The sequence below is a fragment of the Hyphomicrobium facile genome, from assembly GCF_900116175.1.
Taxonomy (GTDB): domain Bacteria; phylum Pseudomonadota; class Alphaproteobacteria; order Rhizobiales; family Hyphomicrobiaceae; genus Hyphomicrobium_B; species Hyphomicrobium_B facile.
On sequence record NZ_FPCH01000002.1, the window covers coordinates 140,577 to 163,163 of the forward strand.

At 60.6% G+C, this 22,587-nt stretch carries 26 protein-coding genes; 10 read left to right on the plus strand and 16 right to left on the minus strand.

The window, feature by feature from the left end; genetic code table 11:
* Window positions 1-15: 15 nt before the first annotated feature.
* Entirely contained in the window at window positions 16-729 is a 714-nt protein-coding gene (locus BM399_RS07730) for an MgtC/SapB family protein (RefSeq protein ID WP_092866815.1), read from the minus strand.
* 215 nt (window positions 730-944) lie between these two features.
* On the opposite strand from BM399_RS07730, the gene BM399_RS07735 reads away from it, so the two are divergent.
* Window positions 945-2,735, plus strand: coding sequence for a PDZ domain-containing protein (locus tag BM399_RS07735; RefSeq protein WP_092866817.1), 1,791 nt, complete (start codon window positions 945-947; stop codon window positions 2,733-2,735).
* A gap of 122 nt (window positions 2,736-2,857) precedes the next feature.
* Here BM399_RS07735 and BM399_RS07740 read toward each other — a convergent pair whose 3' ends face one another.
* Window positions 2,858-3,067: a cold-shock protein gene (locus tag BM399_RS07740; RefSeq protein ID WP_045835921.1), complete on the minus strand. Its 210-nt coding sequence runs from the start codon at window positions 3,065-3,067 to the stop codon at window positions 2,858-2,860.
* Between the two features lie 393 nt (window positions 3,068-3,460).
* On the opposite strand from BM399_RS07740, the gene BM399_RS07745 reads away from it, so the two are divergent.
* The 4 genes from BM399_RS07745 (at window position 3,461) to BM399_RS07760 (ending at window position 7,737) form a co-directional block, all read left to right on the plus strand.
* Window positions 3,461-4,339: an NAD(P)-dependent oxidoreductase gene (locus BM399_RS07745; RefSeq protein ID WP_092866819.1), complete on the plus strand. Its 879-nt coding sequence runs from the start codon at window positions 3,461-3,463 to the stop codon at window positions 4,337-4,339.
* Window positions 4,340-4,505: 166 nt separating this feature from the next.
* A complete protein-coding gene (locus tag BM399_RS07750) occupies window positions 4,506-5,855 on the plus strand; it encodes a cytochrome P450 (protein ID WP_092866821.1) in 1,350 nt (449 codons plus the stop codon).
* A 76-nt stretch (window positions 5,856-5,931) separates the two neighbouring features.
* Complete coding sequence (locus BM399_RS07755) at window positions 5,932-6,693, plus strand: SDR family NAD(P)-dependent oxidoreductase (RefSeq protein WP_092866823.1); 762 nt, start codon at window positions 5,932-5,934, stop codon at window positions 6,691-6,693.
* Between the two features lie 174 nt (window positions 6,694-6,867).
* Window positions 6,868-7,737 carry a class I SAM-dependent methyltransferase gene (locus BM399_RS07760; protein ID WP_092868113.1) on the plus strand — a complete coding sequence of 290 codons (870 nt, stop codon included), beginning with the start codon at window positions 6,868-6,870 and terminating at the stop codon, window positions 7,735-7,737.
* 98 nt (window positions 7,738-7,835) lie between these two features.
* On the opposite strand, the gene BM399_RS07765 is transcribed toward BM399_RS07760, so the two are convergent.
* Window positions 7,836-8,015 carry a DUF1328 domain-containing protein gene (locus BM399_RS07765; protein WP_092868114.1) on the minus strand — a complete coding sequence of 60 codons (180 nt, stop codon included), beginning with the start codon at window positions 8,013-8,015 and terminating at the stop codon, window positions 7,836-7,838.
* A 143-nt stretch (window positions 8,016-8,158) separates the two neighbouring features.
* Entirely contained in the window at window positions 8,159-8,599 is a 441-nt protein-coding gene (locus BM399_RS07770) for a MarR family winged helix-turn-helix transcriptional regulator (protein WP_092866825.1), read from the minus strand.
* 186 nt (window positions 8,600-8,785) lie between these two features.
* Here BM399_RS07770 and BM399_RS07775 point away from each other — a divergent pair, with 186 nt between their 5' ends.
* The 3 genes from BM399_RS07775 to BM399_RS07785 all read left to right on the plus strand — a co-directional run bounded on the left by BM399_RS07775 (window position 8,786) and on the right by BM399_RS07785 (window position 10,588).
* Window positions 8,786-9,634: an alpha/beta fold hydrolase gene (locus tag BM399_RS07775; protein ID WP_092866827.1), complete on the plus strand. Its 849-nt coding sequence runs from the start codon at window positions 8,786-8,788 to the stop codon at window positions 9,632-9,634.
* Between the two features lie 7 nt (window positions 9,635-9,641).
* Window positions 9,642-10,166: a DUF302 domain-containing protein gene (locus BM399_RS07780; protein WP_210186961.1), complete on the plus strand. Its 525-nt coding sequence runs from the start codon at window positions 9,642-9,644 to the stop codon at window positions 10,164-10,166.
* Between the two features lie 164 nt (window positions 10,167-10,330).
* Window positions 10,331-10,588: a hypothetical protein gene (locus BM399_RS07785; RefSeq protein WP_092866829.1), complete on the plus strand. Its 258-nt coding sequence runs from the start codon at window positions 10,331-10,333 to the stop codon at window positions 10,586-10,588.
* Window positions 10,589-10,686: 98 nt separating this feature from the next.
* Here BM399_RS07785 and BM399_RS07790 read toward each other — a convergent pair whose 3' ends face one another.
* Together BM399_RS07790 and BM399_RS07795 are read right to left on the minus strand one after the other, a co-directional pair.
* On the minus strand, window positions 10,687-12,219 hold the full coding sequence (locus BM399_RS07790) for an acyl-CoA carboxylase subunit beta (RefSeq protein WP_092866831.1): 1,533 nt from the start codon (window positions 12,217-12,219) through the stop codon (window positions 10,687-10,689).
* A 136-nt stretch (window positions 12,220-12,355) separates the two neighbouring features.
* Entirely contained in the window at window positions 12,356-13,051 is a 696-nt protein-coding gene (locus BM399_RS07795; RefSeq protein WP_092866833.1) for a DUF2750 domain-containing protein, read from the minus strand.
* Window positions 13,052-13,264: 213 nt separating this feature from the next.
* Between BM399_RS07795 and BM399_RS07800 the strand changes: the two genes are divergently transcribed.
* Window positions 13,265-14,563 (plus strand): hemolysin family protein, encoded by a 1,299-nt coding sequence (locus BM399_RS07800; RefSeq protein WP_092868116.1) that lies wholly within the window; start codon window positions 13,265-13,267, stop codon window positions 14,561-14,563.
* On the opposite strand, the gene BM399_RS07805 is transcribed toward BM399_RS07800, so the two are convergent.
* Genes BM399_RS07805 through BM399_RS07820 form a run of 4 tightly spaced genes read right to left on the minus strand, consistent with a single transcriptional unit; the run spans window position 14,560 to window position 17,090 of the window.
* Window positions 14,560-15,357: an ATP12 family chaperone protein gene (locus tag BM399_RS07805; protein ID WP_092866835.1), complete on the minus strand. Its 798-nt coding sequence runs from the start codon at window positions 15,355-15,357 to the stop codon at window positions 14,560-14,562. The two genes, BM399_RS07800 and BM399_RS07805, sit on opposite strands and share 4 nt — an antisense overlap.
* Window positions 15,354-16,034, minus strand: a complete 681-nt coding sequence (locus BM399_RS07810; protein WP_092866837.1) for an HAD-IA family hydrolase — start codon at window positions 16,032-16,034, stop codon at window positions 15,354-15,356. Before BM399_RS07810 ends, BM399_RS07805 begins: the two co-directional genes overlap by 4 nt.
* A gap of 37 nt (window positions 16,035-16,071) precedes the next feature.
* Window positions 16,072-16,380: a DUF1272 domain-containing protein gene (locus BM399_RS07815; protein WP_092866839.1), complete on the minus strand. Its 309-nt coding sequence runs from the start codon at window positions 16,378-16,380 to the stop codon at window positions 16,072-16,074.
* Window positions 16,381-16,391: 11 nt separating this feature from the next.
* Window positions 16,392-17,090: a winged helix-turn-helix transcriptional regulator gene (locus BM399_RS07820; RefSeq protein ID WP_092866841.1), complete on the minus strand. Its 699-nt coding sequence runs from the start codon at window positions 17,088-17,090 to the stop codon at window positions 16,392-16,394.
* 189 nt (window positions 17,091-17,279) lie between these two features.
* Here BM399_RS07820 and BM399_RS07825 point away from each other — a divergent pair, with 189 nt between their 5' ends.
* Window positions 17,280-17,501: a tautomerase family protein gene (locus tag BM399_RS07825; protein WP_092866843.1), complete on the plus strand. Its 222-nt coding sequence runs from the start codon at window positions 17,280-17,282 to the stop codon at window positions 17,499-17,501.
* A gap of 55 nt (window positions 17,502-17,556) precedes the next feature.
* On the opposite strand, the gene BM399_RS07830 is transcribed toward BM399_RS07825, so the two are convergent.
* From BM399_RS07830 to BM399_RS07855, 6 genes are all read right to left on the minus strand, one after another.
* Window positions 17,557-18,549 (minus strand): RluA family pseudouridine synthase, encoded by a 993-nt coding sequence (locus BM399_RS07830; protein WP_092866845.1) that lies wholly within the window; start codon window positions 18,547-18,549, stop codon window positions 17,557-17,559.
* The gene (gene crcB / locus BM399_RS07835) at window positions 18,546-18,926 is read right to left on the minus strand and encodes a fluoride efflux transporter CrcB (protein ID WP_092866847.1); all 381 of its coding nucleotides are present in this window, start codon (window positions 18,924-18,926) and stop codon (window positions 18,546-18,548) included. Before crcB ends, BM399_RS07830 begins: the two co-directional genes overlap by 4 nt.
* A gap of 77 nt (window positions 18,927-19,003) precedes the next feature.
* A complete protein-coding gene (locus tag BM399_RS07840) occupies window positions 19,004-19,711 on the minus strand; it encodes a VIT1/CCC1 transporter family protein (protein WP_092866849.1) in 708 nt (235 codons plus the stop codon).
* Window positions 19,712-19,734: 23 nt separating this feature from the next.
* Window positions 19,735-20,382, minus strand: coding sequence for a ParB-like protein (locus BM399_RS07845; RefSeq protein WP_092868117.1), 648 nt, complete (start codon window positions 20,380-20,382; stop codon window positions 19,735-19,737).
* A gap of 158 nt (window positions 20,383-20,540) precedes the next feature.
* Window positions 20,541-21,854: a replication-associated recombination protein A gene (locus tag BM399_RS07850; RefSeq protein ID WP_092866851.1), complete on the minus strand. Its 1,314-nt coding sequence runs from the start codon at window positions 21,852-21,854 to the stop codon at window positions 20,541-20,543.
* 73 nt (window positions 21,855-21,927) lie between these two features.
* Window positions 21,928-22,581, minus strand: coding sequence for a cadherin-like domain-containing protein (locus BM399_RS07855; RefSeq protein WP_092866853.1), 654 nt, complete (start codon window positions 22,579-22,581; stop codon window positions 21,928-21,930).
* Between the last annotated feature and the right edge of the window lie 6 nt (window positions 22,582-22,587).

The following is a 22,587-nucleotide window of genomic DNA, read 5'->3' on the forward strand; positions in this document are numbered from 1 at the left end:
GAAGGACGCACGCGTTCAGTGCAGTGCCTCTCTGATCACCTCGAACGAGCGCACTTCATAGTTCGGATGGAGATTGTTCAGTATCTCGAGTGGCGGCTCGTCGATTTCGGGCCGCCTCCAGCGGAGATCGAACGTCAACAAAGTGCGCCCCGGCTCCTTGGTGTGATCTACTCCCTGAAATCGCGCCCTGAAGCCCGAGCCGCGCAGAAGCTCGTCCAAGTCGGGAAACGGAGGACGGTCGGCGGTCGACGCAACGACGAGGTGGGCCCGCTGATCGCGGGGGATGCGGATGTCGATCCAGGGAAGTGCCGCGAGCGTCAGGATTATCAAGACCGTCCCGACTGAGCCGAGTATCAGCTGGCCACCGCCAAAGCAGATGCCGACGACGCTCACCGCCCAGATCGTTGCCGCGGTCGTGACGCCGGAGACCAAATTCTCGCGTTTCAGAATGACGCCGCCGCCGATGAAGCCAACGCCGGTGAGGATTCCGAGCGGGAGACGCATCACGTCCATGGTCGTGAACGTGTCCGGCGTCTTGCCTGCAAGACCGAGCAAGATGTTGGCTTGGCTCGTTGCGATGCAGGCGGCAAGGCCGACCAGGACCGTGGTGCGCAGCCCCGCACTGTGGCTGGCACTCTCCCGGTTCAGACCGATCAAGAAGCTCGCAATCAGTGTTAGGACCAAACGTACCGTGATATCGAGGGCGGTGGGATGTAAGTGCATTTCCATTGCAGAGTTCCTTCCCGTCTTAAGATCGGCACGTCATATTTCGGATGCCTGTTGCGGGCTCAAAATTCATCTGCCGTCGCTCGAAATCATTAACTTCATCAGCGTAAATTCGACGCCATCTTACCGTTTAAGCCGCCGTCGTTTTACCTCTCGCAGATGAGCTTCGGGCCCGCTATTTTCAAAGCGCCAACAGTATCAACATCCGGTGGATTGCCATGACACGCCACCGCCTGCTGTTTATTGCACTTCTCATCTGGGCTCTCGCGATGATCCTGCCGGACTTCGCGCGCGTGGTGCGTCCGCTTGGATCGTTTGGATTTTACGCCGACAGCAACGGCTTGATCTATGACGTCAGGGGGCCCTTCGAGAGCGAAGACAAGTCTCCTGCCTGGCAAGCGGGCGTGCGGCCGGGAGATCGCCTCGACTTCTCGCGTATGCGCTGCATTCCCTTTGATCCGTATGTTTGCACAAGCACGATAACGTCCGTCGGCGGCAACGAATACGTGCTGCCAGGACGGCGGACGACCATCGACCTCTTGCCGACGGCGACGGAGGGCGCGCGCGACGTGACGCTGATCGCCGTGCCGCGTCCGACGAATTGGTTCGCTCGTCTGGTTTTGCTCCTCGATCAGTTCGCAGGCATCGCCGTCATCCTCGGGGCCGGCTGGCTGGTCTGGACGCGACCGAGCCGCATGACGTGGGGCTTTTTCGTCTATGTGATCTGGTACAATCCCGGGCAGGCCTACGAGTTTTATGCGCAATTGCAGCGCTGGCCGCTTTTGCTTCTGGTGCAAAACGCACTCGGGAGCATTTCACAGGCGGTGGGCTATGCGGGACTTCTGGTCTTCGTGATGCGGGCGCCGACCGGCTCGATCCAGCCGCAGTGGGAGCGGTTCGAAAAGGCCATTCTCGCGCTCACGCCGGTCGTCGCGGTTGCGCTTATGGCGGCCTATGGGAACTCTGTCGGCTTTCATACTGAGCTGCTCACTCGCGTAACGATCCTCTTCGGCATTATCGTCAGCATCACGGCAGTCGCTATCTTGCTGGCGAGACGGCGAACCCTTTCGCCCAAGGACAATCAGCGTCTCAGATGGGTCATGTGGGGCTGTCTGATCGGGTTGCCGGCGTTCGTTATTGCCGATCTCAACGAGTACACGACGCTTCTGACCAACTGGAACGGGTTCGTGATGTCCGAGGATATCGCCGGGCTTCTCTATCTGCTCAACGGCGTCCTCTGCCTCTTCGTCGTCGAAGCCGTGCGTCGCGACCGCGTCGTGAGCGTCGCGATACCGCTTCGGCGCGTCACCCTCCTAGCTCTGTTGATGAGCGTTCCGGCGCTCCTTCTCCATCAGCAGGCGGAGCACATGCATGAGCTCGTCGAACTTCCGGGCTGGTCGTGGCTCGGCATCGGCGCCCTCGTTCTGTTCGTCATCGGCCGGCTGCATGAATGGTCGGTCGAACTGGCCGACCGCTTTTTCAACCGCGCGCTCGACAAGTCGGCGAAAGAGATCGGAGAGGCATTGTTGCGGGCGAAGACTCCGGTCGAGATCGACCGGCTTCTGTCGGACGGCGTCCTGCGGGCGTTGAAATTGTCATCTGCGGCGACCTTCCGTGGAACGGACACGGCGTTTCGACGCTTCGAGAACAGTGCCGGCTGGGATGATAAAGCCGTGCGCGATCTCCGCATCAGCGGCGCGATAATGGAAAATCTGCGCCAAGGCGAGGCAAGCCGCCTCGATAAGTCGGCAGCCACCGAAGCCGGTTTTCCGAGTGGGCTCGATATGCCCATCCTGGCGGTTCCGGCTGCGAACCGTGTCCACTGCTTTGCGGTGATGCTTTACGGCCCGCACGTGTCGGGGACCGATATTGATTCCAACGAGCGGGAAATGCTCGTGGCGCTCGGCCAGAACGCGGCGGACTCCTATGCGCGCGCCGAAAATGAGGAACTCCGCAAGACGATCGCGGAACTCAAGACGGCGCCCGGCTTACAGTCTGGGCGGGCGTGACGGTCACCAGACATGCAAAAGCCGCGATTACGCATGCGTACCCGCGGCCTTATATCATCTAACTCGAAAGCGAAACGTGACTGCTGGCCAGACTTTTCGCCCTACCAGCAGCTGTACGTCACTTAAGCGTTCTGAATGACGCTAACGGCGATCTTGCCCGAACGGCGATCGGTTTCCGTTTCGAAAGCGACCTTCTGGCCCTGCGAAAGGCCGCGCATGCCAGCGCGCTCAAGAGCGGTCGCGTGCACGAATACGTCGTTTCCGCCCTGGTCCGGAGCAATGAAGCCGAAGCCCTTCTGGTCGTTATAGAATTTCACGGTACCCGTGATCATAGAATGTTCCTTTTAAGCCTTAGTTTTTGAGGCTGACGCATGCGTCAATATGATCGCGTGCGTCGACCTCAGTTCGATTTTGGAAAGACGTCTGTGCGCTTGGCTGCGCCAGAGGCGGAGTGCCTCGCAATATCCGGCCAAAGTTCGATGGTTCGTCGATAGCACGCATGAGCCCGGTTGGATACCGCTACTTTTTAGCTTCCGATCAACTTTTTACCTCAAGCTCCGCAAAGGGTTCCGTTTGCCGGCTCTGGAACAAACCGTAAGGCCTAATTGTCTATTCGGGAGTTTGATGGTTACGGGCAAGGCCGCGTGCCGCCTTTCCGCGTTGTAGCGGCCGAAAAATGGGCCGCATGCTATCCTTAAGAGACATCATCTCAGCTGTGAGGCTTCATGAACGTCGGTTTTATCGGGCTGGGGCATATGGGCTCCGGCATGGCGGCCAACCTGCTCAAGGCCGGACACGATGTCACCGTCTATAATCGGACCCACGCGAAGTCCGACGCGCTGGCGTCAAAAGGGGCGAAGGTCGCCCTGACGCCGGGGGACGCGTCCAAGGGCGACGCCGTATTCACGATGCTGGCAAATGACAGGGCCCTCGAGGAGGTGGTTTACCAAGACCACGGCTTGCTCGCGTCGTTGAAGCCGGGCGCCGTCCATATTTCGTCCAGCACGATCAGCGTCGCGCTATCGAAGAAACTCGCGGATGACCACGGCAGACAAGACCAACGCTACGTTGCGGCTCCCGTGTTCGGCCGTCCGGATGCGGCTGCCGCCGCAAAGATCTTTGTCGTCGCCGCAGGGAAAAGCGATACGTTGAACAGCGTATCTCCTCTCCTCGACGCTGTTGGGCAAAGGACGTTCACGATTTCCGACCAGCCGGAAGCGGCGAACATCGTCAAACTCAGCGGGAATTTCCTCATCGCAACCGTGATTGAATCGCTTGGAGAGGCGATGGCGCTTGTCGGAAAAGCGGGCGTCGATAAGCATCAGTATCTCGAGGTTCTGACGTCGACGTTGTTCGGCGCTCCAATCTACAAGACTTACGGGACGCTGCTCGCCGATGCCAAGTTCCAGCCGGCAGGCTTTGCGGCTCCGCTTGGATTGAAGGATATCGAACTCGCTCTGGCTGCGGGTCAGGAATTGCGTGTCCCTCTGCCGATAGCCAGCCTGTTACGAGATCGCTTTCTGACATTGCTCGCCAACGGCGGCGATAATCTCGATTGGTCCGCCATCGGCGGGCTTGCCGCAAAGGACGCAGGGGCCGCGTAATTTTCCTTTGCATCGCGGCGCTCAAAACCGGATATTTTGCAACGAGAGAGATAGCTGATGCGCGCCGCGGCTATCGCGATTTTTTTTAAAATTCTATTGGCCTTCGATATTCGGAAGGGGGTCTCGCTCTTCTGATCGTCGGAGCTTCTGCTGGGACGGTGCCGTCATGAGCAGGTCTATTACGATTGCAAAAGCTGGGCTTCCGCCGGGTCCCAAGGGAACCCTGATCGGGGGCAACATCTCCCAGATCGGGCCACGCCGTGTTGATTTCTTTCTCGACCTTGCGCGGACCTACGGCTCCATCGCCAGCTTCCGCGCCGGCCGGTGGCGCCTCTTTCTCGTCAGCGATCCGGAGCTTATCCAGCAGGTTCTGGTCACCGATGCGCGGCACTACATCAAGCATTTCGGTGCGCGCGCGTTCAAGCCGATCCTCGGCAACGGTCTCGTGACGAGTGAAGGCGATTTCTGGCTCAGCCAACGCCGGCTCATGCAGCCCGCATTCCTCAAGGCGCAAGTTCTGTCCTACGCACCAATCATGGCCGAGCTTGCGAACGCGATGGTTTCGAAATGGTCTCCCGGACAGGCCGTCGATCTCGAGTACGAATTCAGCGTACTGACGAGCGCGATCGCCCTCAAGACGCTTTTCGGCCTCGATGACCAGGGCGATCACGAAGGCGTCTATCGAAGTCTGATGGAGGCTTTCGATCTCCTGACCATCCGGCTCGACGCGACTTTCACGCTGCCTATCTCTTTTCCTACTCCGGCCAACATCAAGATACGCCGTGCCGTCGCGCGCGTCATAGATCTCATCGATGACTTCATCGCGCGTGGAAGATCTCGCCCGCTTGGCAACGACCTGCTTTCGACGATGATCATGGCCCAGCGCGAGGACGGCTCGCGGATGACCGACCAACAGCTTCGCGACGAAGCGATGACGCTCTATCTCGCCGGTTACGAAACGACGGCGCTGACGCTGACGTGGAGCTGGTATCTGCTCTCGCAGCATCCGAGCGCCGAACGGAAACTCGCCGACGAGTGGGCTCGCGTACTCGGCGGACGAACTCCGACAGCCAACGACCTCGCGGCCCTTCCCTACACATCAGCCGTCATCAACGAGGCGATGCGGCTCTATCCTCCCGTCTATGCCATCGGCCGCGAAGCGACGACCGACCTCGAACTCGGCGGATACCGCGTCAAGCGCGGCTATACGATCCTGATGAGCCAATGGGTCAGTCACCGCGATCCGAAATATTTTCCGGACCCCGAGCGGTTTTTGCCGGAGCGCTGGCTCGATGGATTGACGACGCGTCTCCCGAAATTCGCCTATTACCCGTTCGGCGGGGGCCAGCGCCTTTGCATCGGAAGCCATTTCGCGACAATGGAGGCGGCGATTGTCCTTGCGGCCGTCGGGCAAAAATACAGGTTTACGATTGCCCCCGATGCGGTGATCGACATCAAGCCGCAAATCACGCTGCCGCCCAAGTACGGCATGCCGGCGACGCTCGAACTTCGTTGACGCATTCACGCAACTAGCTTCATTCACAGCGCGTCAACTCGCATCGCCGCGCCTACAGCCAACCGGGATTTCGCACATGAGCGCAAAGGTCGTTGCAATCACAGGCGGTGCTCAGGGCATCGGCCGTGCCGTCAGCTACGCCTTCGCCGCAGCGGGATATGCCGTCTCGATTGCCGATCCCGCGGAGGATGCCGGCGAGGAAGCGGCGGCGCATATTCGAGAACTTGGTGCACGGTGCCTCTACGAACACGCAGACACGTCGCAGGAGATCGACGTTCAGCGCTGGATCGCCCGGACCGTCGAAGATCTTGGTTGTCCGCATGTGCTCGTCAACAATGCGGGCATCCTCGCCAATCGGCCTTTCCTCGAACTTCCGATTGCGGAATTCGATCGCGTGCAAGCGGTCAACGTCCGCGGCACGGTGCTTTGCTCGCAAGCCGTCGCGCGAGAAATGGTGAAGCACGGGCGCGGCGGCGCCATCATCAATATCTCGTCGACGCGCGCCTTCATGTCGGAGCCCGGCACTGAGGCTTATACTGCGTCGAAGGGTGCAATCTCCGCGCTCACGCATGGCATGGCGATCAGCCTCGGCCCCGTCGGCATTCGCGTGAATTCGGTAAGCCCGGGCTGGATCGAGACGAGCGACTGGCAATTCTCGGGGCGAGCGAAAGAACCTCACCATTCGAAGGCCGACAACGATCAGCATCCAGTCGGTCGTGTGGGCGTGCCCGAGGACATCGCCAAGGCGTGCCTGTTTCTTGCAGACAGCGCCGATTTCATGACCGGCCAGAACATCACCATCGACGGCGGCATGACGGTGAAGATGATTTACGCATGATTTGAGGGTTTGAGCATTTGCGGCGCGGGCTCCTCTCCTTCGTCGAGCCGGCCGGCTTATTTGCTGGCGCGGGCGACTCTCCTTCGTCGAGCCGGCCGCCCGCGCTGGACGTAAAATCGCCGCCGGAATTTGGGAATAAAGAATCACGCCGCATACCGATCAGGACAGACGCCGGTGACGAACACCATTATCGAGAATGTCTCGGATACTGCTTTTTGGGTCGCGCATTACCGCAGCATCGAGACGAACCGGAAGGATGCGCTTTTTCGCGATCCGCTCGCAGGTGTCCTCGCCGGCCACCGGGGAAAGTCCATTGCCGACTCCATGCCCCGGGGCTTCATGACGTCATGGGTCATCGCGATCCGGACGCGCATCATCGACGATTTCATTCGCGATGCCGTCGCTCAAGGCGTCGACACCGTTCTCAACCTCGGCGCAGGGCTGGACACGCGTCCGTATCGCATGGATCTCCCCTCTTCCTTTCAGTGGATCGAAGCCGACTATCCGGACGTGATCGCGTACAAGGAAGAACGGCTCGCGGCGGAAACGCCGCGTTTCAAACTCACGCGCGTGAAATGCGATCTGGCGGACGACGACGCGCGGCGGCGGCTCTTTGCAGCCACGAATGCGCAAGCTGGAAAGCTGCTCGTCCTGACCGAAGGCGTCATTCCCTATTTGAGCGTCGAGCAGGCCGGGGCGCTCGCCGAAGATCTCAGAACTCTCGATCGTGCAGCTGGTTGGATCGTCGATTTCTTTTCGCCGGAGCTGATCAAAACGCGCGAGCGGATGATGGCCGGCCGATTGAAGAATGCGCCCTTCCGATTTCAGCCCGCCGACTGGTTCGGGTTTTTCGAAACGCGGGGCTGGCGCACAGACGAGTTGCGCTATTTGGGTGAGGAAGGCGACCGCCTCGGCAGGCCGATCGAGATGCCGCTGCTCGGGAAGGCAATGGTCATCTTACAAATGCTGTTCATGTCGAAGGCGCGAAGGGAGCGGTTTCGCAAAGCGGCTGGCTACGCGATGCTTAAACCCGCTTCGAATTAGCTCCGGGGTCAGTGCAAAGCAAAGCCCCGGCACTGCTGCGCCGGGGCTTCGAGCGGTTCCATCGAACAACCGCGCCTTCGGCTCGTCACCAAAGATATTTAAACGCCTCGCCTCAGTACGCTTGCGAGGAGGCCGACAACGATGAATACAACGGCTACCACCAACAGCAGGTGAGCACCGGACATTGCGGTGCCAGCGACACCGCCGAAGCCGAGGGCAGCGGCAACGATCGCGACAATCAGAAAGACGATCGCGTAATAAATCAGGTTACCACCCATGTGGTCCTCCATATCAATTTGTTCGAGAATTCAACGTGCGCCGGAGTCATTGAGTTCCGTTGGCGCAGAAAGCAATTTCTGCAATGCAAAACCGGAACTTCTTGATCGCGGGTGGAGATGGTGGCGCTGACGCGCAGCCGGAATTAAGAACCGCCCGTAAATGCCTTCCGGAAATCCTCGGACGATAGTTCTTCGAGGACGGCACGAAGATCGGCTGCGCGCTTATCGCCAAACGTTTTTTCGAAACGCCGTTGCGCATCGGCCCAAAGCTTGCTCGTCTGCTCGAGCTTCTTCCGGCCGGCCTTTGTCAGCGTCACGTGCTTGACCCGGCGATCCTTCTTGTCGGGCACCAAGGCGACGTAGCCATCGCGGATCAGCGGCTTGAGCGTGTGACCCAACGCCGACAGGTCCATCACCATTTCCGCCGCGAGTTCGCGGAGCGCCGGCTCGCGCATAATGTCGATCTGGGCCAGCAGGCCGAACTGCGTCGCGCGGAGACCGCTCGGCGCGAGTGCATCGTCATAGACCTGCCCCAGCATGCGGCTGGCGCGGCGGAGCATCGAATTATTGCACTCGCGTGTCATTTGGGACCTCGGCGAAACAATCTGGCGTACCTTGAAAAAAATTTCAAGGCATATGCCACTGATTTTCTTCGGCTAAATCCTGCGCGGCCGTGGTGAACGTCCGAACGGCGATAAAAATGCGCTTGATTTTGTTCCGTGCCCGCACTTCATTTCTGGCATATGCCAGTATCTGATCGGAGATGTTTCATGCTCGGCAAAGTCACCGCGACGACCGTTGCAACGCAGACAATCGAAGGCGCCAACGGCGTTTGCTACGCCTATCGCCGGTTCGGCAATGCGAGCGACGTTCCGCTCGTTTTATTTCAGCATTTTACCGGCACGCTGGATTTTTGGGATCCGGCACTGCTCGACGCTCTTGCGGCCGAGCGCGAGATCATCATCTTCAACAATACCGGCGTCGCCTCGACCAGCGGCACCACGCCGAGCACGGTCCAGCAGATGGCACGCGATGCGTTGACCTTCATAGACGCGCTAACGCTCAACAAGATCGACGTTCTCGGATTTTCGCTCGGCGGTTTCATCGCGCAGGACATCGCGCTTCTGCGCCCGCACCTCGTCCGCCGTCTCATTCTCGCAGGAACCGCACCGCAGGGCGGTCCCGGGCTTCATGGCTGGCGGCAAGATATCTATGATGCCACGCATGCGGATAATCCTGGCGCAGGCACCCTGCTCTACATCATGTTCAAGCAGACGCCGACCAGCCAGGCGAAGGGCAACGAGTATCTCGGCCGCTTCATGGAGCGGAAGGATCGCGACGCGCCGGGAACACTGGCGACACGCGACGCGCAGTACGATGCGGTGGTGGAATGGGGTATACCCGACCACAACAAGCTGGCGCGTCTTGCGGCCATTACCCAGCCGACGTTCGTCGCGAACGGCGACGCCGATTATATGTGTCCGACGCGCCTCACGCATCTGATGGGCGGCCTCATTCCGAACGCCCAGGTGAAGATCTACCCTGACGCTGGGCACGGCTTCCTCTGGCAGCACCACGGCGAGTTCGCAGCCGACGTAAATGCTTTTCTAGCGAGCTGAGGAGCGCATGAAAATGAAAGCCGAGGCCAAGATGGAGACACAGCCATTCACCGGCAAGCGCATCGTCGTTCGAACGCCGCGCGGCGTTGACGACGTGCTGAACCGGTTTCGCAGCGTCATGGGATCGACCACCGTTCCCGACATCCTGGCCTTGGCGAAGGCATGGCCCAGCGAAGCGGAGTTCAAGCGACAAGTCGAAGAGCGTTTCGTTGGTGAAAGCGGCTTCATGCTGTTTCATGTCATCGATCACAGCGGCTGGCTTCCGATCTACGGCATCAAGCGGCGGGCCGTGCGCTGGATCCTCGGCAATCCGCTGTTGGCGATCACGATGATCCGTCACGACATCACGGCGGGACTTTTCGCGCCCGTCGAGGTGCTGGTGACGGATAATCTCGAAGGCGGAGGCTCGACGATAACGTACGTGCTGCCGTCGTCCCTTATGGTCATCGGCGAGAACAAGCCGCTGCTCGATGCGGCGCTCGATCTCGACAAGAAACTCGCCGCTTTAGTCGCTCACGGCGCTGCGGACTAATTGAGACGCAGATTGCGGCGGGCATAATCGCTCCGAGAAAAATCGATTTTCCAATATTTGCGAGCGCATTCGATCGTCAGCCTAAAAACTGGTTAGCGTGTTGAAACCATCACGCCCTGAGCAGGTTTGCTTTGAGGTTGGACAGACCGCAAAGGAGATGACGAATGAAGCTTGCGACAACGGCTGCACTCTTGGGCGCTAGCATGCTCGCGTTCACGGCGACGACGGCGTCGGCCGATATCGTCTGCAACGGTGACGGCGACTGCTGGCACGTCAAAGAGCGCCATAAATACTCCCCGGATTTGCATCTTCAGGTGCATCCGGACAGCTGGAAGTGGCGCGAATCCGAGGCTGCGCACCACAGGTGGCGTGAGCACGAGGGCCACGGCTATTGGCGGGGTGGCGTGTGGGTCGACTTGTAAGATTTGCGAGATTGCCAAGCGCACAAAATAAAATGTCATCCTCGGGGAAGCCCGAGGATGACATCGATGGTTCGTCTGCTCGCGATTTTAGAGAAGCATCACAACGGAATGTTGTCGTGCTTCTTCCACGGGTTCTCGAGGGTCTTGTTGCGCAGCATGTTGAGCGCGCGGCAGAGACGCTTTCTCGTTGCTGACGGTGTAATGACTTCGTCGATGTAGCCGCGCTCGGCTGCAACGAAGGGGTTTGCAAAGCGCTTTTTATATTCGTCGATGCGCGTCTGGATTTTCACGGGGTCGGAAAGCTCCGAACGATAGAGAATTTCCGCCGCGCCCTTGGCACCCATGACCGCAATTTCAGCGGTCGGCCAGGCGTAGTTCACATCGCCGCGGATGTGCTTCGAACTCATAACGTCGTAGGCACCGCCGTAGGCCTTGCGGGTGATGACGGTCACCTTCGGCACGGTGGCTTCCGCAAACGCAAAGAGCAGTTTTGCGCCGTGCTTGATCAAGCCGCCGTATTCCTGCGCGGTTCCGGGCAGGAAACCCGGCACGTCGACGAAGGTCAGAATCGGGATATCGAAGCAGTCGCAGAAGCGAACGAAGCGTGCGGCCTTCCGCGAGGCGTCGCTGTCGAGAACGCCGGCGAGGACCATCGGCTGGTTCGCGACGATACCGACGGTCGAGCCTTCCATGCGCGCAAAGCCCGTGACGATGTTCTTCGCGAAGGCTTCCTGGATTTCGAAGAAGTCGGCTTCGTCGACGACCTTCAGGATCAGTTCCTTGATGTCGTAGGGCTTGTTCGGATTGTCCGGGATGATCGTATCAAGCGAATGGTCGAGGCGATCCGGGCTGTCGTGGGTCGGAATCACCGGGACGCCCGCCTTGTTGCTCGACGGCAGGAAATCCATCAACCGGCGCATCTGCAGGAGCGCTTCGAGATCGTTCTCGTAGGCTTTGTCGGCGATCGACGACTTCGTCGTGTGAACCTTGGCGCCGCCGAGCTCTTCCGCCGTCACGTTCTCGTTCGTCACGGTTTTGACGACGTCGGGACCGGTGACGAACATATAGCTCGTGTCTTTCACCATGAAGATGAAGTCGGTCATCGCCGGCGAGTAGACGTCGCCGCCTGCGCATGGGCCCATGATCACCGAGATCTGGGGAATGACGCCTGATGCCAAAACGTTGCGCTGGAACACTTCGCCGTAGCCGCCGAGGGCATCGACGCCCTCCTGAATGCGGGCGCCGCCGGCGTCGAAAACACCGACGATCGGCGCGCGGTTCTTGAGCGCCATGTCCTGAATCTTGGTGATCTTCTTGGCGTGCGTCTCGGAGAGCGAGCCGCCCATGACCGTGAAGTCCTTGGCGAAAACGTAAACGACGCGGCCGTTAATCGTGCCCCAGCCGGTAACGACGCCGTCTCCCGGGACCTTCGTTTTTTCCATTCCGAAGTCGGTGCAGCGATGCTCGACGTACATGTCGAACTCTTCGAACGAGCCTTCGTCCATCAGAAGCTCGATGCGTTCCCGCGCCGTCAGCTTGCCCTTGGCGTGCTGGGCGTCGATCCGGGCGCGGCCACCGCCGAGACGGGCGTTGTCGCGACGCTTCTCAAGCTCATCGATAATGTCTTTCATGGAACCCCTGGCTGGCTCGGGAAAAATATGCTGGAACGGCTCTCTAGCATGGCTCCGATACAGCGCAAACGCTGAGTTGTCGCGAACCCCGGCGAGGGGTTCCGGCGGTCGCCTCAGGCTCGAAATCAGCCGCTTTTCAGGGGTGCGAGACCGGGTCAGTGGCGAGACGGGTGGCAAGATCGGTAATCTTTACCTCAACGAAGCCCGCGCCTCGGATCGGCTCAATCACGATCGAATGCCCTCGCCCGGCCGCCCAAGCCAATGTCGAGCCCACGAAGTCGGCGATCGGATCGGCGACGACGCGCTTTCCGGCCAGCTTTTTCATGTGAGCTTCGGCGTCGGAGCGGGTGGAGAAGACGTGCAGCCGTTCGGCTGACCGCGGCTTCTCGGTGCCCGGCGTCAACATGGGGCTGTCCTCGCCCCCGACGTAATAGACCTCGCCTTTCTGGCGGGCGGCGGCAGCGTAGAGGGGCACGGCCTCCAGCTTCAGCCGGATGATGAGGTCTCTGGGATCGATCTCGGCCTCGATCGGGTCCGAGACCCAATCGGTTCCGACGAAGCCTTTCGCCGTCGCTATACCCGGCAGAATGTCGGTTACGAAGACTTCGAGCGTGATGTCCTGAAGCTTGCTGTTGCCGGCCAGCGCCTCGGCCCAGCGCTCGGCTTCGATGGGGCTCGACCAGAAGAGCTGGACCGTGCGCCCCGAAACTTTCTGCGACGGAACGGAAGCGATCTCTTCGTCGGCGAGGGTTAGCACGCGGCCTTCCGCCACCGCCCGGCGGATGAACCGGTCGCGTTGCGCTAGCTCTGGAATGCGCGGCGCATTGAGCATGAGTATCGGTTCCGTCGACCCGAATCAGTGGGGAAATGTTGGCGCGAAATGCGCGTTAAGAGCAAGCCGGTCTCGCGTGCAACTCGCCGATTACCAAACATTCCGATCGGTCAAGGGCGGCCTTCTGGCCTTGATTTGTCACCCAGGGCTCCATAGATTGGCTTCTTCAATAACTTGGAGTGGCTTGGACGCGATCCGTCGGCCGAGAATGTCTTGACCGAACTGCTGATTGTCCTGGGCCTCATTCTCCTTAACGGCCTTTTTGCGCTTTCCGAGCTGGCAGTCGTCTCTGCCCGGCGTCCGCGCCTGCAGGCCATGGCCAACTCAGGCCGGCATGGCGCTCAGAGCGCCCTGGCGCTGTCCGCCGATCCCGGACGCTTCCTATCTGCGGTTCAAATCGGAATCACCCTGATCGGCATCATCAACGGTGCTTACTCGGGCGAGACCTTCGGCGAATATGCATCCGCTTACCTGCAAGACCTCGGATTTGGCCGAGCGGTGGCCGATCCGGTGGGGTTCGGCGTCGTTATCGCGGTCATCACCTATCTTTCGGTCATCGCCGGCGAGTTGGTGCCGAAGACTTTGGCGCTCCGCAATGCCGAGGGCATCGCCTGCGCAGTCGCTCCGATCATGACGTGGTTCGCCACTGCTGCGGGACCGGTGGTTTGGCTGCTCGACAGGTCTACCCAACTGGTCTTTCGCGTTTTGGGACTTTCGCGAGAAAGAGAAAGCCGGGTCACCGACGAAGAGATCAAGACCTTGATCTCCGAGGCCGAAACAGCTGGCGTGCTGGAGAGCGGCGAAGGCGAACTCATCTCGGGCGTCATGCGCTTGGCCGACAGAGCCGTCATCGGCCTCATGACGCCGCGTACCGACGTCGACTGGATCGACATCCACTCGTCCGAAGCCGACATGAAAGAGCGGCTGATTTCCACACCGCACTCGCGTTTGCCTGCCGGCGAGGGCTCGACCGACAAATTGATCGGCGTGGTGCAGACGCGCGAACTGCTCGCCGGGCTTCTCGCGGGCAAACCGTTCGAGGTCGCCGCCTATATCCGCAAAGCGCCGATGATTCCCGAGACGACGTCTGCACTCGACGTTTTGTCCGTATTGCGGGATGCGGAAGTGCCGATGGCGCTGATCCACGACGAGTATGGAGAATTCGAAGGCCTGGTGACGCCGGCCGACATTCTGGAAGCGATCGCGGGCGTATTCAAATCCGACGCCGAAGGTTATGAGCCGCATGCCGTGGAACGCGACGACGGTTCCTGGCTGTTGTCGGGGTCCATGCCGGTCGACGAAATGGCCGATAAGATCGGTACCGAGCTTCCGGAAAACCGTTCGTACGAGACTGTCGCCGGGTTTGTGCTGGCGCAACTGCAGCACATCCCGAAAACCGGCGAGCACGTGGATATCAACGGATGGCGATTTGAGGTCGTCGATCTCGACGGCCGGCGAATAGACAAGGTGCTCGCGAGCCGCTTAACACAACTGCGCCGGCTCGCGCCCTAGGACGCCGAAGCCGTCAGCTCGAGGAAGCGGTTTGCGGAATCGAATTCGGCTTTGCGGCCGCGGCGTCTCGCTGAAGCTTCAGCATCCTCGCCCCAGACCGAGATCTGATAATCTTCATCGACATGCGCGGCTTTCCACGCGGCGTCGGGGCTCAGCCACTGCCGGAACACGGCCAGCGTTATCAGAGCCGATCCGGTCAACGTCGTCAGCACATGAAGCGCCGTCAGCCGGAAGGCGTCGTGCGGTAATGCCTTCGAGAATGCAGCGAGCGAGGCTTCGGGCTGGGCAACATGCACGACGCCCGCCACGACCTCGAAATGCGCCGGAAGCGTCGTGTTCGCCCAGGCGACGATCGGGTCCCAGTGCTCGGATTGGCTTTCGACGAGTTTCGGCGGCATCTTTGCCCGGTAACAGACGAGATCGCTTCCCGCATAGGCGGTGATGTCGGCTGCGACCGCTTCGAGCGTATCGGCGACGGCGTCGATCGCCGTATTGGCGAAGCGCGTCAGCGGCATCTTTGCCGGATCGATAACCTCGGCCTGCGCCCGCCATTCCGCGGCGATGGCTTCGGCCAGCGCTCGCGTCGGAAGGGCAAGCTGCCGCTTCTTCGGCGTCTTGATCGCGCGACCATCCAGAAGAACCTGGAACGGTGCAACGTCTCCGACGCTAACTTCTTTATAGAAGCGCTTCGGGAGCGGCTTCTTGAGACTATCGGTGATGGCACTGCGGGGGCCTCCCGAAGCGCGATCCGCGCTGGCGCCGCCAGCATCACCCTTGCCGTTCCCCGTGCTCATGCTTCGCAGCTTTCTGTGGCGAATACCTGTTCGATTGCGGCGGGCAGATCCTCGAAACGTTCGATGATCACATGCGCGCCTGCTTCGGTCAGCATGGCGACTTCGTGATAGCCCCAGGCGACGCCGATCGCTGCCACTCCTGCAGCGCGCGCCATCTCCATGTCGTAAGTCGTGTCGCCGATCATAACGGTGAGATCGGGCGTCGTGCCGGTTTCAGTCATGGCGCGCAGCAGCATCGAGGGATGCGGCTTCGACGGATGATCGTCCGCGGTCTGAATGGTCGAGAAGCTCTCGTGCCAGCCTTCGCGACTGAACAGCCGGTCGACGCCACGGCGCGACTTGCCCGTCGCTATCCCCAAAAGGTGATCGTCCCGCAACGCGAGATGCGCAATCGTTTCCTTGGCGAGCGGGAACAGGATCTCGGTTTCCGACGGATCGTGCTTCAAATCGCGGAAGGCCGACTTGTAGCGTTCGGCGAGTTCGGCTCGCGTCGCGCGGTCGTGATCGGGCGCAAGGGCTGCGAATGCTTCCGGCAGCGACAAACCGACGACCGAGAGCGTAGCGGCACGCGACGGGGCGACCAATCCCAGCGATGAGAATGCGTGATCCATCGACAGCACGATGCCAGCCTGGCTATCGACGATCGTGCCGTCGCAATCGAAAACAATGAGCTTCATGGGGGGTATTTAGCGACGCATGCGGCCCTGTGCAACGTCAGCGATCTTCGGGTGGTATGGCCCTGATTTTGGCCAAGAATTTCGCATGTGCGGCGGCGTCCACCGGCTTGTGCCTAATAACGGTGCTGGCCGGGTCCTTGCCGAGATAGTTGTCGCCCCGCCAGTTCACCGATGGACGGACCGGTCGCGGGGCAAAGCCGCCTCCGCAATTCGGGCATACGTTTTGGAGGACATTGTCCACGCACTCCGCGCAGAACGTGCATTCGTAAGAGCAAATCCGCGCTTCTGTCGCCTCTGGGGGCAACGCGCGATTGCAATGCTCACAAGTCGGTCTGAGTTCCAGCATGGGACCGCCCTCTACGCGACCAGCTTGTCGATCTTGGCGAACGTGCTGAGGCGCATCCAAGACGCCAAGCTGGCCTCGAGCTGCTTGCTGCCTGTGATGACGAGCTTATTCGCCTCTCGAGCCTTGCCGAATGTCGTATAACCCATCCAGACCTCGGTCATCGTCCTCAGATCGGTCGACAGGTAAAGGTCGACGTCGAAGCCCGGATCGACCCAGCACAAATCGACGGGCTTTCCCGGCTCGACGATCAGCCACCAATTTCGTTGCGCCTCGCGCTGATCTTTGAACATGACCTGGATCGTGCTCCGCCGGCGCGGCATGGGCTTGGGATCGATGCGGCGGCGCATATCCCACATCAGAAGATTAGGATCGACATTGGCCAATGATGCTTCGGTCTCGATCCACCTCTGTCCCCAAGCGCCAACGGCTTCGATGACGGGCCGCAGATCGCTTCCCGCCTTGGTCAAGCGGTACTCGAACGTCTCCGGCTCGCCCGGCACTTGAACGCGCGACACGATACCCGCGGCTTCGAGGTCTTTCAGGCGCTTCGAGAGAAGTGCCGGCGACATCCTCGGCACGCCGCGCCGCAGCTCGTTGAAGCGGGTCGACCCGACGACAAGCTCCCGAACGAGAACAAGAGTCCAGCGGGCGCCAAGGATCTCCGCTGCCATCGCAACAGGGCAGAACTGATTGTAGCTCGTCTCGGCCATGGGTCGCTCCCCTGACGCAGGTTCGGCGCCAAATTACGCGAGGTGTACCCGCCACGCCAGTTCAGGATCTGTACCGGGAGGATTCAGTTCGTGAACTAGCCGCTTCGTCAGTGAACGTGGAATGTGCGGTCACGCGGCGGGACAAATCCCCAAAGCGCCGCCCAACTGAACAGTCGAAAAGGAACCATTATGCCACTCGTCGACATCCAGCTTATCGAAGGCGTCTTCGACAAAAGCCAGAAGCAGGCCATGATCAAGAAAATCACCGATGCGATGGTCGAAATCGAAAGTGAAGCCATGCGCGGTGTAACCTGGGTGCGCGTGCACGAGGTCGCAAGCGGAAACTGGGGCATTGGCGGCAAAGGGCTGACGACAGCCGACGTGAAAGCGCTCCAGACCCAAGTGAGATGACGGCGTCGAGGCTCCCGGCAGGCACCAGCGCCCGGAGCCTCGCGTGCTTTTCGATTTACTCGAACTTATTCTCGTCGAAACCGAGAAGCTCCCACGTCCTCCGCATGTGCTCGGGTAGAGGCGCCGTCACGTCGATCGTTCCGCCCCTCGGATGCGGAATGACGAGACGACGGGCATGCAGGTGAAGTTTCTTGTCCATATTTTCCGCCGGCATATCCACGTCGCCTTCGTACTTGTTGTCGCCGACGATCGGATGGCCGATGAGATGCATATGCGCGCGCAATTGATGCTGGCGGCCAGTCACGGGCTTCAGCGAAACCCAGGATGCTTTCCGCGCGGCGCGATCGATAACCGAATAGTGCGTCGTCGCGTGCATGGCGACGTCCTGTTCGCCCGGGCGAGCCTTGCGCACCTTGTCGCCATCGGGGCCAGAGGCCTTCACCAGCGCGGCTTCGATTTTTCCCTGGGGCGGCTTCGGCACACCCTTCACGAGCGCCCAATACGTTTTCGCTGCGGAGCGCGTCTGGAATGTGCGCCCGAGCTTCGCTGCGATGTCGCGCGATTTCGCAACGAGCAGCACGCCCGTCGTATCACGGTCGAGGCGATGGACGAGGCGCGGGCGTTCGCCGCCGAAACGGTCCGCCATGCCTTCGAGCATCCCGTCGATGTGCTTCTTCGTGCCGGTGCCGCCTTGCACGGCCAAGCCGAACACCTTGTTGAGAACGAGCACGTGCTCGTCCTCGAAGATGATCATTTTCTCGATCAGGTCGCGGTCGCCCTTGGAGACGCCGGGCGGCGCCTGCAATCCGGGTGCCGCTTTCTTGGGCTGGCGGACGATGGCGGGCACGCGGATTTCCGATCCGGAGCGCACGCGGTCGTTGGCTTGGGCACGTTTGGAATCGATGCGAATTTGGCCGGAGCGCAAAAGCTTTTGCAGATACGTGTAGCCGACTTCCGGGAAATGGACACGGAACCAGCGGTCGAGGCGCATATCGTCCTCGCCCTCGGCGACGCGCAATGTTTCGACCTTGGCGGATGCAGTGGTCATGCGAGCACCCAGCGCATAACGATCAGGCCGGCAAAAATCGCGAGCAGGCTCAAAACGACGGACAGCAGAACGTAGCCAAACGCCGTCGTCATGTCGCCGCGCTCATAAAGGGTCGCGAACTCGAGCGAAAATGCCGAGAACGTCGTGAAGCCGCCGAGGATGCCGGTGGCGAAAAAGGTTCGCAGTTCGTTTGAGGCATTGAAACGCAGCGCCAGCGTTTCGATCAGCACGCCCATGAGAAATGAACCCAATATGTTGATCGTGAGCGTCGCCCACGGAAATTCGATCAGGCCCGCGTGGGCGAACACCCGATTAATCAAAAATCGAAAGCCAGTGCCTATCGCACCGCCTGCCGAAGCAAGAAGCAGTAATCTCATCCGGAATCCCAATAAACCGATAAGGGCCCGTATAGCTCCGTTAGCTTCGCGTAGGAAGAGTGGCATCCTGGACGGGGTTAAACCGCATAGCCCGAAAGATGGCCGATAGCGGCCGTCAGAGCCATTGCGAGCGCTCCCCAGAAGGTGACCCGCACGGTTGCACGCCAAACATTTGCCCCGCCGATGCGGGCTCCGACCACGCCCAGTGCCGCAAGGCATATGAGCGAGGCGACGGTCACAATCAACGTTACGCGGCCGCCGGGTGCCGCAATCGCGGCCAGCAGCGGCACTGAAGCGCCAACAGCGAATGACGCCGCCGAGGCAAGGGCAGCGACGATCGGGCGGGCGATCGTCATGTCGGAAATACCAAGCTCCTCGCGCGCATGAGTGCCGAGGGCATCGTGCGCCATAAGTTGCTTGGCGACCTGACGGGCCAGCGCAGGCTCGACGCCGCGTTTGGCATAGATATCAGCAAGCTCTTGCAGTTCGAATTCCGGCTGTTCGACAAGCTCTTTGCGTTCGCGCGCGAGGTCGGCTCCTTCGGCATCGGCTTGCGAGCTGACGGATACGTATTCGCCGGCCGCCATCGAGAGGGCACCCGCGACGAGCCCGGCGATGCCCGCGATCACAATCGACTTTTGCGAGGAATCGGCAGCCGCAACACCGGCGATCAAGCTCGCGGTCGAAAGGATGCCGTCGTTCGCGCCGAGCACGGCGGCACGGAGCCAGTTCAATCGTTCGACGACGTGCTGTTCGGCTGTGGCCACGGCTTGCTTCGCTTCCATTATCTCAAGTCCATGGCTTTGGATTACGTGCGGGTGTGGGCGCCGCACCAGCCCGGCAGATATCCGGCATCCGGACTCTTGGCGAAGTCGAGGGATTTCTGCAATGCCGTTTCGAAATCGCTTTTGGCGGTCTTCGCGTCGACCCGCCGGCGCAGCGCGTCGGCCCAGAGAAATTCGCTAAAGGGCGTCGTGTCCTTGGCGTATCCGCCCGCGAAACGCAGCTCGCCCGCCAAACTGCGATAGGGATCGTCTACGAGATCTGCAACGCTTTTGGGTAGAGCCGTGCGGGGCTGGCGCTGTCCATCCGCGTCGAAGGGATGCATCCAGCCGCGATTGTCCATGAACGTCCAAAACTCATCCTTCTCGAGGGCGCGGAGATCGGCGACCGGCGAGACGAGAATCTGCTCGACGCCTTCTTCGTACAGCGCACGCGCAAGATGGTGATGATCGACGACGTAATAGCGGCCTTTCGGACCGCGCACGACGGGGATCATGTGACGGCCGAGGAATTGGCCCGACTTGGTTGGCGCGAGGCCGCGCCAGTCCTGACGCTTTTGCTCGACCTCCCGCATGCCGACGGTCATTTGCGTGGGGCGGAGTTCCGAGATTGTGACGGGGTGAAGCGACGGCGTCGGCGATTGAGACGCGGTCGTGGAATCAGCTTGAGCCATCTTGACCATCCAGAATACAGCCGGAAGTGAAGCTTCGACCAGTCCTTTGCTTGTAGCGGAATTCGGCCGCCAACGGACTTACCAAAACTTAAAGATCGACCTCAAATCTCTGGGCCGAAAATCTCTGGGCCGATGGAACGCTTCATCGGGTTTTGTAATTATTTGTTCCGTTCGGCTCTGAGCTTCGCCCAGTAGTCCAGACGCTTCCTGATCTCGCGCTCAAAACCGCGTTCCGGCGGATCGTAATACTGCGGGCGCTTCCGAAACTCGTCAGGAAAATAGTTCTGGCCCGAGAACGCGTCTGGCTGATCGTGATCGTAACGGTAGTCGGAGCCGTAGCCCTCCTCCTCCATCAGCTTCGTCGGTGCGTTGAGGATCGTCTTCGGAGGCGACAGCGAGCCGTGCTCCTTCGCCGCCCGCATCGCAGCTTTGAAGGCGACATAGTTAGCGTTCGATTTCGGGGCCGTCGCGAGGTAGATGACCGCTTCGGCCAATGCGAGCTCGCCTTCGGGGCTTCCGAGAAAATCGAAGGCGTCCTTCGCCGCATTGCAGACGACGAGCGCCTGCGGATCTGCGAGGCCGATGTCCTCGACCGCCATGCGCACCAATCGGCGAGCGAGAAAGAGACGGTCTTCGCCGCCATCGAGCATGCGGCAGAAATAGTATAGCGCCGCATCCGGATCTGATCCGCGCACGGCCTTATGCAGAGCCGAGATCAGATTGTAGTGGCCTTCGCGCGACTTGTCGTAAAGCGGCGCGCGGCGCTGCACGAGCTTGACCAAGGCTTCGCGGTCGAGCGCTTTGCCCTTCGTTGGTGCGGCGGCGAATACGTCCTCGACGAGATTGAGAATGGCGCGGCCATCGCCGTCCGCCATCCCCTTCAGTGCACTGCGGGCGTCGTCATTCAGCGGGAGCGGGCGGCCAACCTCGGTCTCGGCGCGAGACAGGATCGTCTCGAGGTTTGCATCATCGAGCCTGTTCAACACCAGGACGTTGGCGCGCGACAGGACGGCGGCGTTGAGTTCGAACGATGGGTTTTCCGTCGTTGCGCCGACGAGCGTGATCGTCCCATCTTCCATGTACGGCAGGAAGCTGTCCTGCTGCGAGCGGTTGAAGCGATGGATCTCGTCGATGAAGAGCAGCGTGCCTTTGCCCTGCTCGCGCATCATCTTGGCGCGCTCGAAGGCTTTGCGAAGATCGGCGACCCCTGAAAAGATCGCGGAAAGCTGCTCGAATGCGAGCTTCGTTTCATTGGCGAGAAGGCGCGCGATCGTCGTTTTGCCGGAGCCCGGCGGCCCCCAGAAAATGAGGCTCGGGACGCGGCCGCTTTTCAGCATGCGCGTCAGCGTGCCGTCGGGCCCGACGATGTGGTCCTGGCCGACGACCTCGGCGAGCGTTTTCGGGCGCAGACGGTCGGCAAGCGGACGCGGCGCGCTTTTTTCAAGTCCGGCAGCTTCGAAGAGATTGGCCATGCGGGGTTTATATATGGCCGCGGGCGCGCCGTCCAAATGGCAAAGCTGTCGCTCCACCAAGTATCAAACCCTCCTAATCGCGCACCGCGACGTTGACGGTCTTTGCGGGGCCGGAGTTCGAGCCGGAGAGGTCCGTCACCTGGACATTGAACCGGGCTTTCTGAGCATCCGAGCCGTCGTGCGCGAAATAGACGATGCCCTTCTCGAGGTCGGCTTGGGAGAAGGAGCTGACCGGGAGCTTCGGGTTGCTCGAAAGCGCCAGATAGCCGCCGGCGGCGTTCGAGATTTGAAAATGCAGATCCTCGGGCTTGTCGTCGGGATCGAGGGCGTTGAGATCGGCCGTCGTGATGCGGACCGCGCCGCCCTTCGGAACGGTGAGATCCAGGTCGCCGCCGATGGTCGGGGGAATGTTGCGCACGTGTGCGGATAGCTCGCCGCCCTCTTCCATCGACAGGCGGCCGTATTTTATTTTTCCGGCGGCGTGGCCTGTGCTCTTGATCTGGATGAGTTGCTGAACCCGCACATCGCCTTGGATGTGCCCGCGGATTTCGGCAGTGTCGGAATTGACGCTTCCGAAGAGCTGGCCGCCTTCCTGGACGACGACTTCGGACGCGGAAACCTTGCCCTCGACGTAGCCCCAGATTTCGACTTTCTGGCCGCCGCTCTTCACCTCACCCTTGAGGACGGCGCCCTCGCCGATGATCAGCACACCACGACTATCGGCCATCGGCGA

Bases quoted from the DNA above. Each gene is read 5' to 3' on its own strand.
- BM399_RS07730 (WP_092866815.1), bottom strand. From the start codon at position 729: ATGGAAATGCACTTACATCCCACCGCCCTCGATATCACGGTACGTTTG.
- BM399_RS07735 (WP_092866817.1), top strand. From the start codon at position 945: ATGACACGCCACCGCCTGCTGTTTATTGCACTTCTCATCTGGGCTCTC.
- BM399_RS07740 (WP_045835921.1), bottom strand. From the start codon at position 3,067: ATGATCACGGGTACCGTGAAATTCTATAACGACCAGAAGGGCTTCGGC.
- BM399_RS07745 (WP_092866819.1), top strand. From the start codon at position 3,461: ATGAACGTCGGTTTTATCGGGCTGGGGCATATGGGCTCCGGCATGGCG.
- BM399_RS07750 (WP_092866821.1), top strand. From the start codon at position 4,506: ATGAGCAGGTCTATTACGATTGCAAAAGCTGGGCTTCCGCCGGGTCCC.
- BM399_RS07755 (WP_092866823.1), top strand. From the start codon at position 5,932: ATGAGCGCAAAGGTCGTTGCAATCACAGGCGGTGCTCAGGGCATCGGC.
- BM399_RS07765 (WP_092868114.1), bottom strand. From the start codon at position 8,015: ATGGGTGGTAACCTGATTTATTACGCGATCGTCTTTCTGATTGTCGCG.
- BM399_RS07770 (WP_092866825.1), bottom strand. From the start codon at position 8,599: ATGACACGCGAGTGCAATAATTCGATGCTCCGCCGCGCCAGCCGCATG.
- BM399_RS07775 (WP_092866827.1), top strand. From the start codon at position 8,786: ATGCTCGGCAAAGTCACCGCGACGACCGTTGCAACGCAGACAATCGAA.
- BM399_RS07780 (WP_210186961.1), top strand. From the start codon at position 9,642: ATGAAAATGAAAGCCGAGGCCAAGATGGAGACACAGCCATTCACCGGC.
- BM399_RS07785 (WP_092866829.1), top strand. From the start codon at position 10,331: ATGAAGCTTGCGACAACGGCTGCACTCTTGGGCGCTAGCATGCTCGCG.
- BM399_RS07790 (WP_092866831.1), bottom strand. From the start codon at position 12,219: ATGAAAGACATTATCGATGAGCTTGAGAAGCGTCGCGACAACGCCCGT.
- BM399_RS07795 (WP_092866833.1), bottom strand. From the start codon at position 13,051: ATGCTCAATGCGCCGCGCATTCCAGAGCTAGCGCAACGCGACCGGTTC.
- BM399_RS07805 (WP_092866835.1), bottom strand. From the start codon at position 15,357: ATGAGCACGGGGAACGGCAAGGGTGATGCTGGCGGCGCCAGCGCGGAT.
- BM399_RS07810 (WP_092866837.1), bottom strand. From the start codon at position 16,034: ATGAAGCTCATTGTTTTCGATTGCGACGGCACGATCGTCGATAGCCAG.
- BM399_RS07815 (WP_092866839.1), bottom strand. From the start codon at position 16,380: ATGCTGGAACTCAGACCGACTTGTGAGCATTGCAATCGCGCGTTGCCC.
- BM399_RS07820 (WP_092866841.1), bottom strand. From the start codon at position 17,090: ATGGCCGAGACGAGCTACAATCAGTTCTGCCCTGTTGCGATGGCAGCG.
- BM399_RS07825 (WP_092866843.1), top strand. From the start codon at position 17,280: ATGCCACTCGTCGACATCCAGCTTATCGAAGGCGTCTTCGACAAAAGC.
- BM399_RS07830 (WP_092866845.1), bottom strand. From the start codon at position 18,549: ATGACCACTGCATCCGCCAAGGTCGAAACATTGCGCGTCGCCGAGGGC.
- crcB (WP_092866847.1), bottom strand. From the start codon at position 18,926: ATGAGATTACTGCTTCTTGCTTCGGCAGGCGGTGCGATAGGCACTGGC.
- BM399_RS07840 (WP_092866849.1), bottom strand. From the start codon at position 19,711: ATGGAAGCGAAGCAAGCCGTGGCCACAGCCGAACAGCACGTCGTCGAA.
- BM399_RS07845 (WP_092868117.1), bottom strand. From the start codon at position 20,382: ATGGCTCAAGCTGATTCCACGACCGCGTCTCAATCGCCGACGCCGTCG.
- BM399_RS07850 (WP_092866851.1), bottom strand. From the start codon at position 21,854: ATGGCCAATCTCTTCGAAGCTGCCGGACTTGAAAAAAGCGCGCCGCGT.
- BM399_RS07855 (WP_092866853.1), bottom strand. From the start codon at position 22,581: ATGGCCGATAGTCGTGGTGTGCTGATCATCGGCGAGGGCGCCGTCCTC.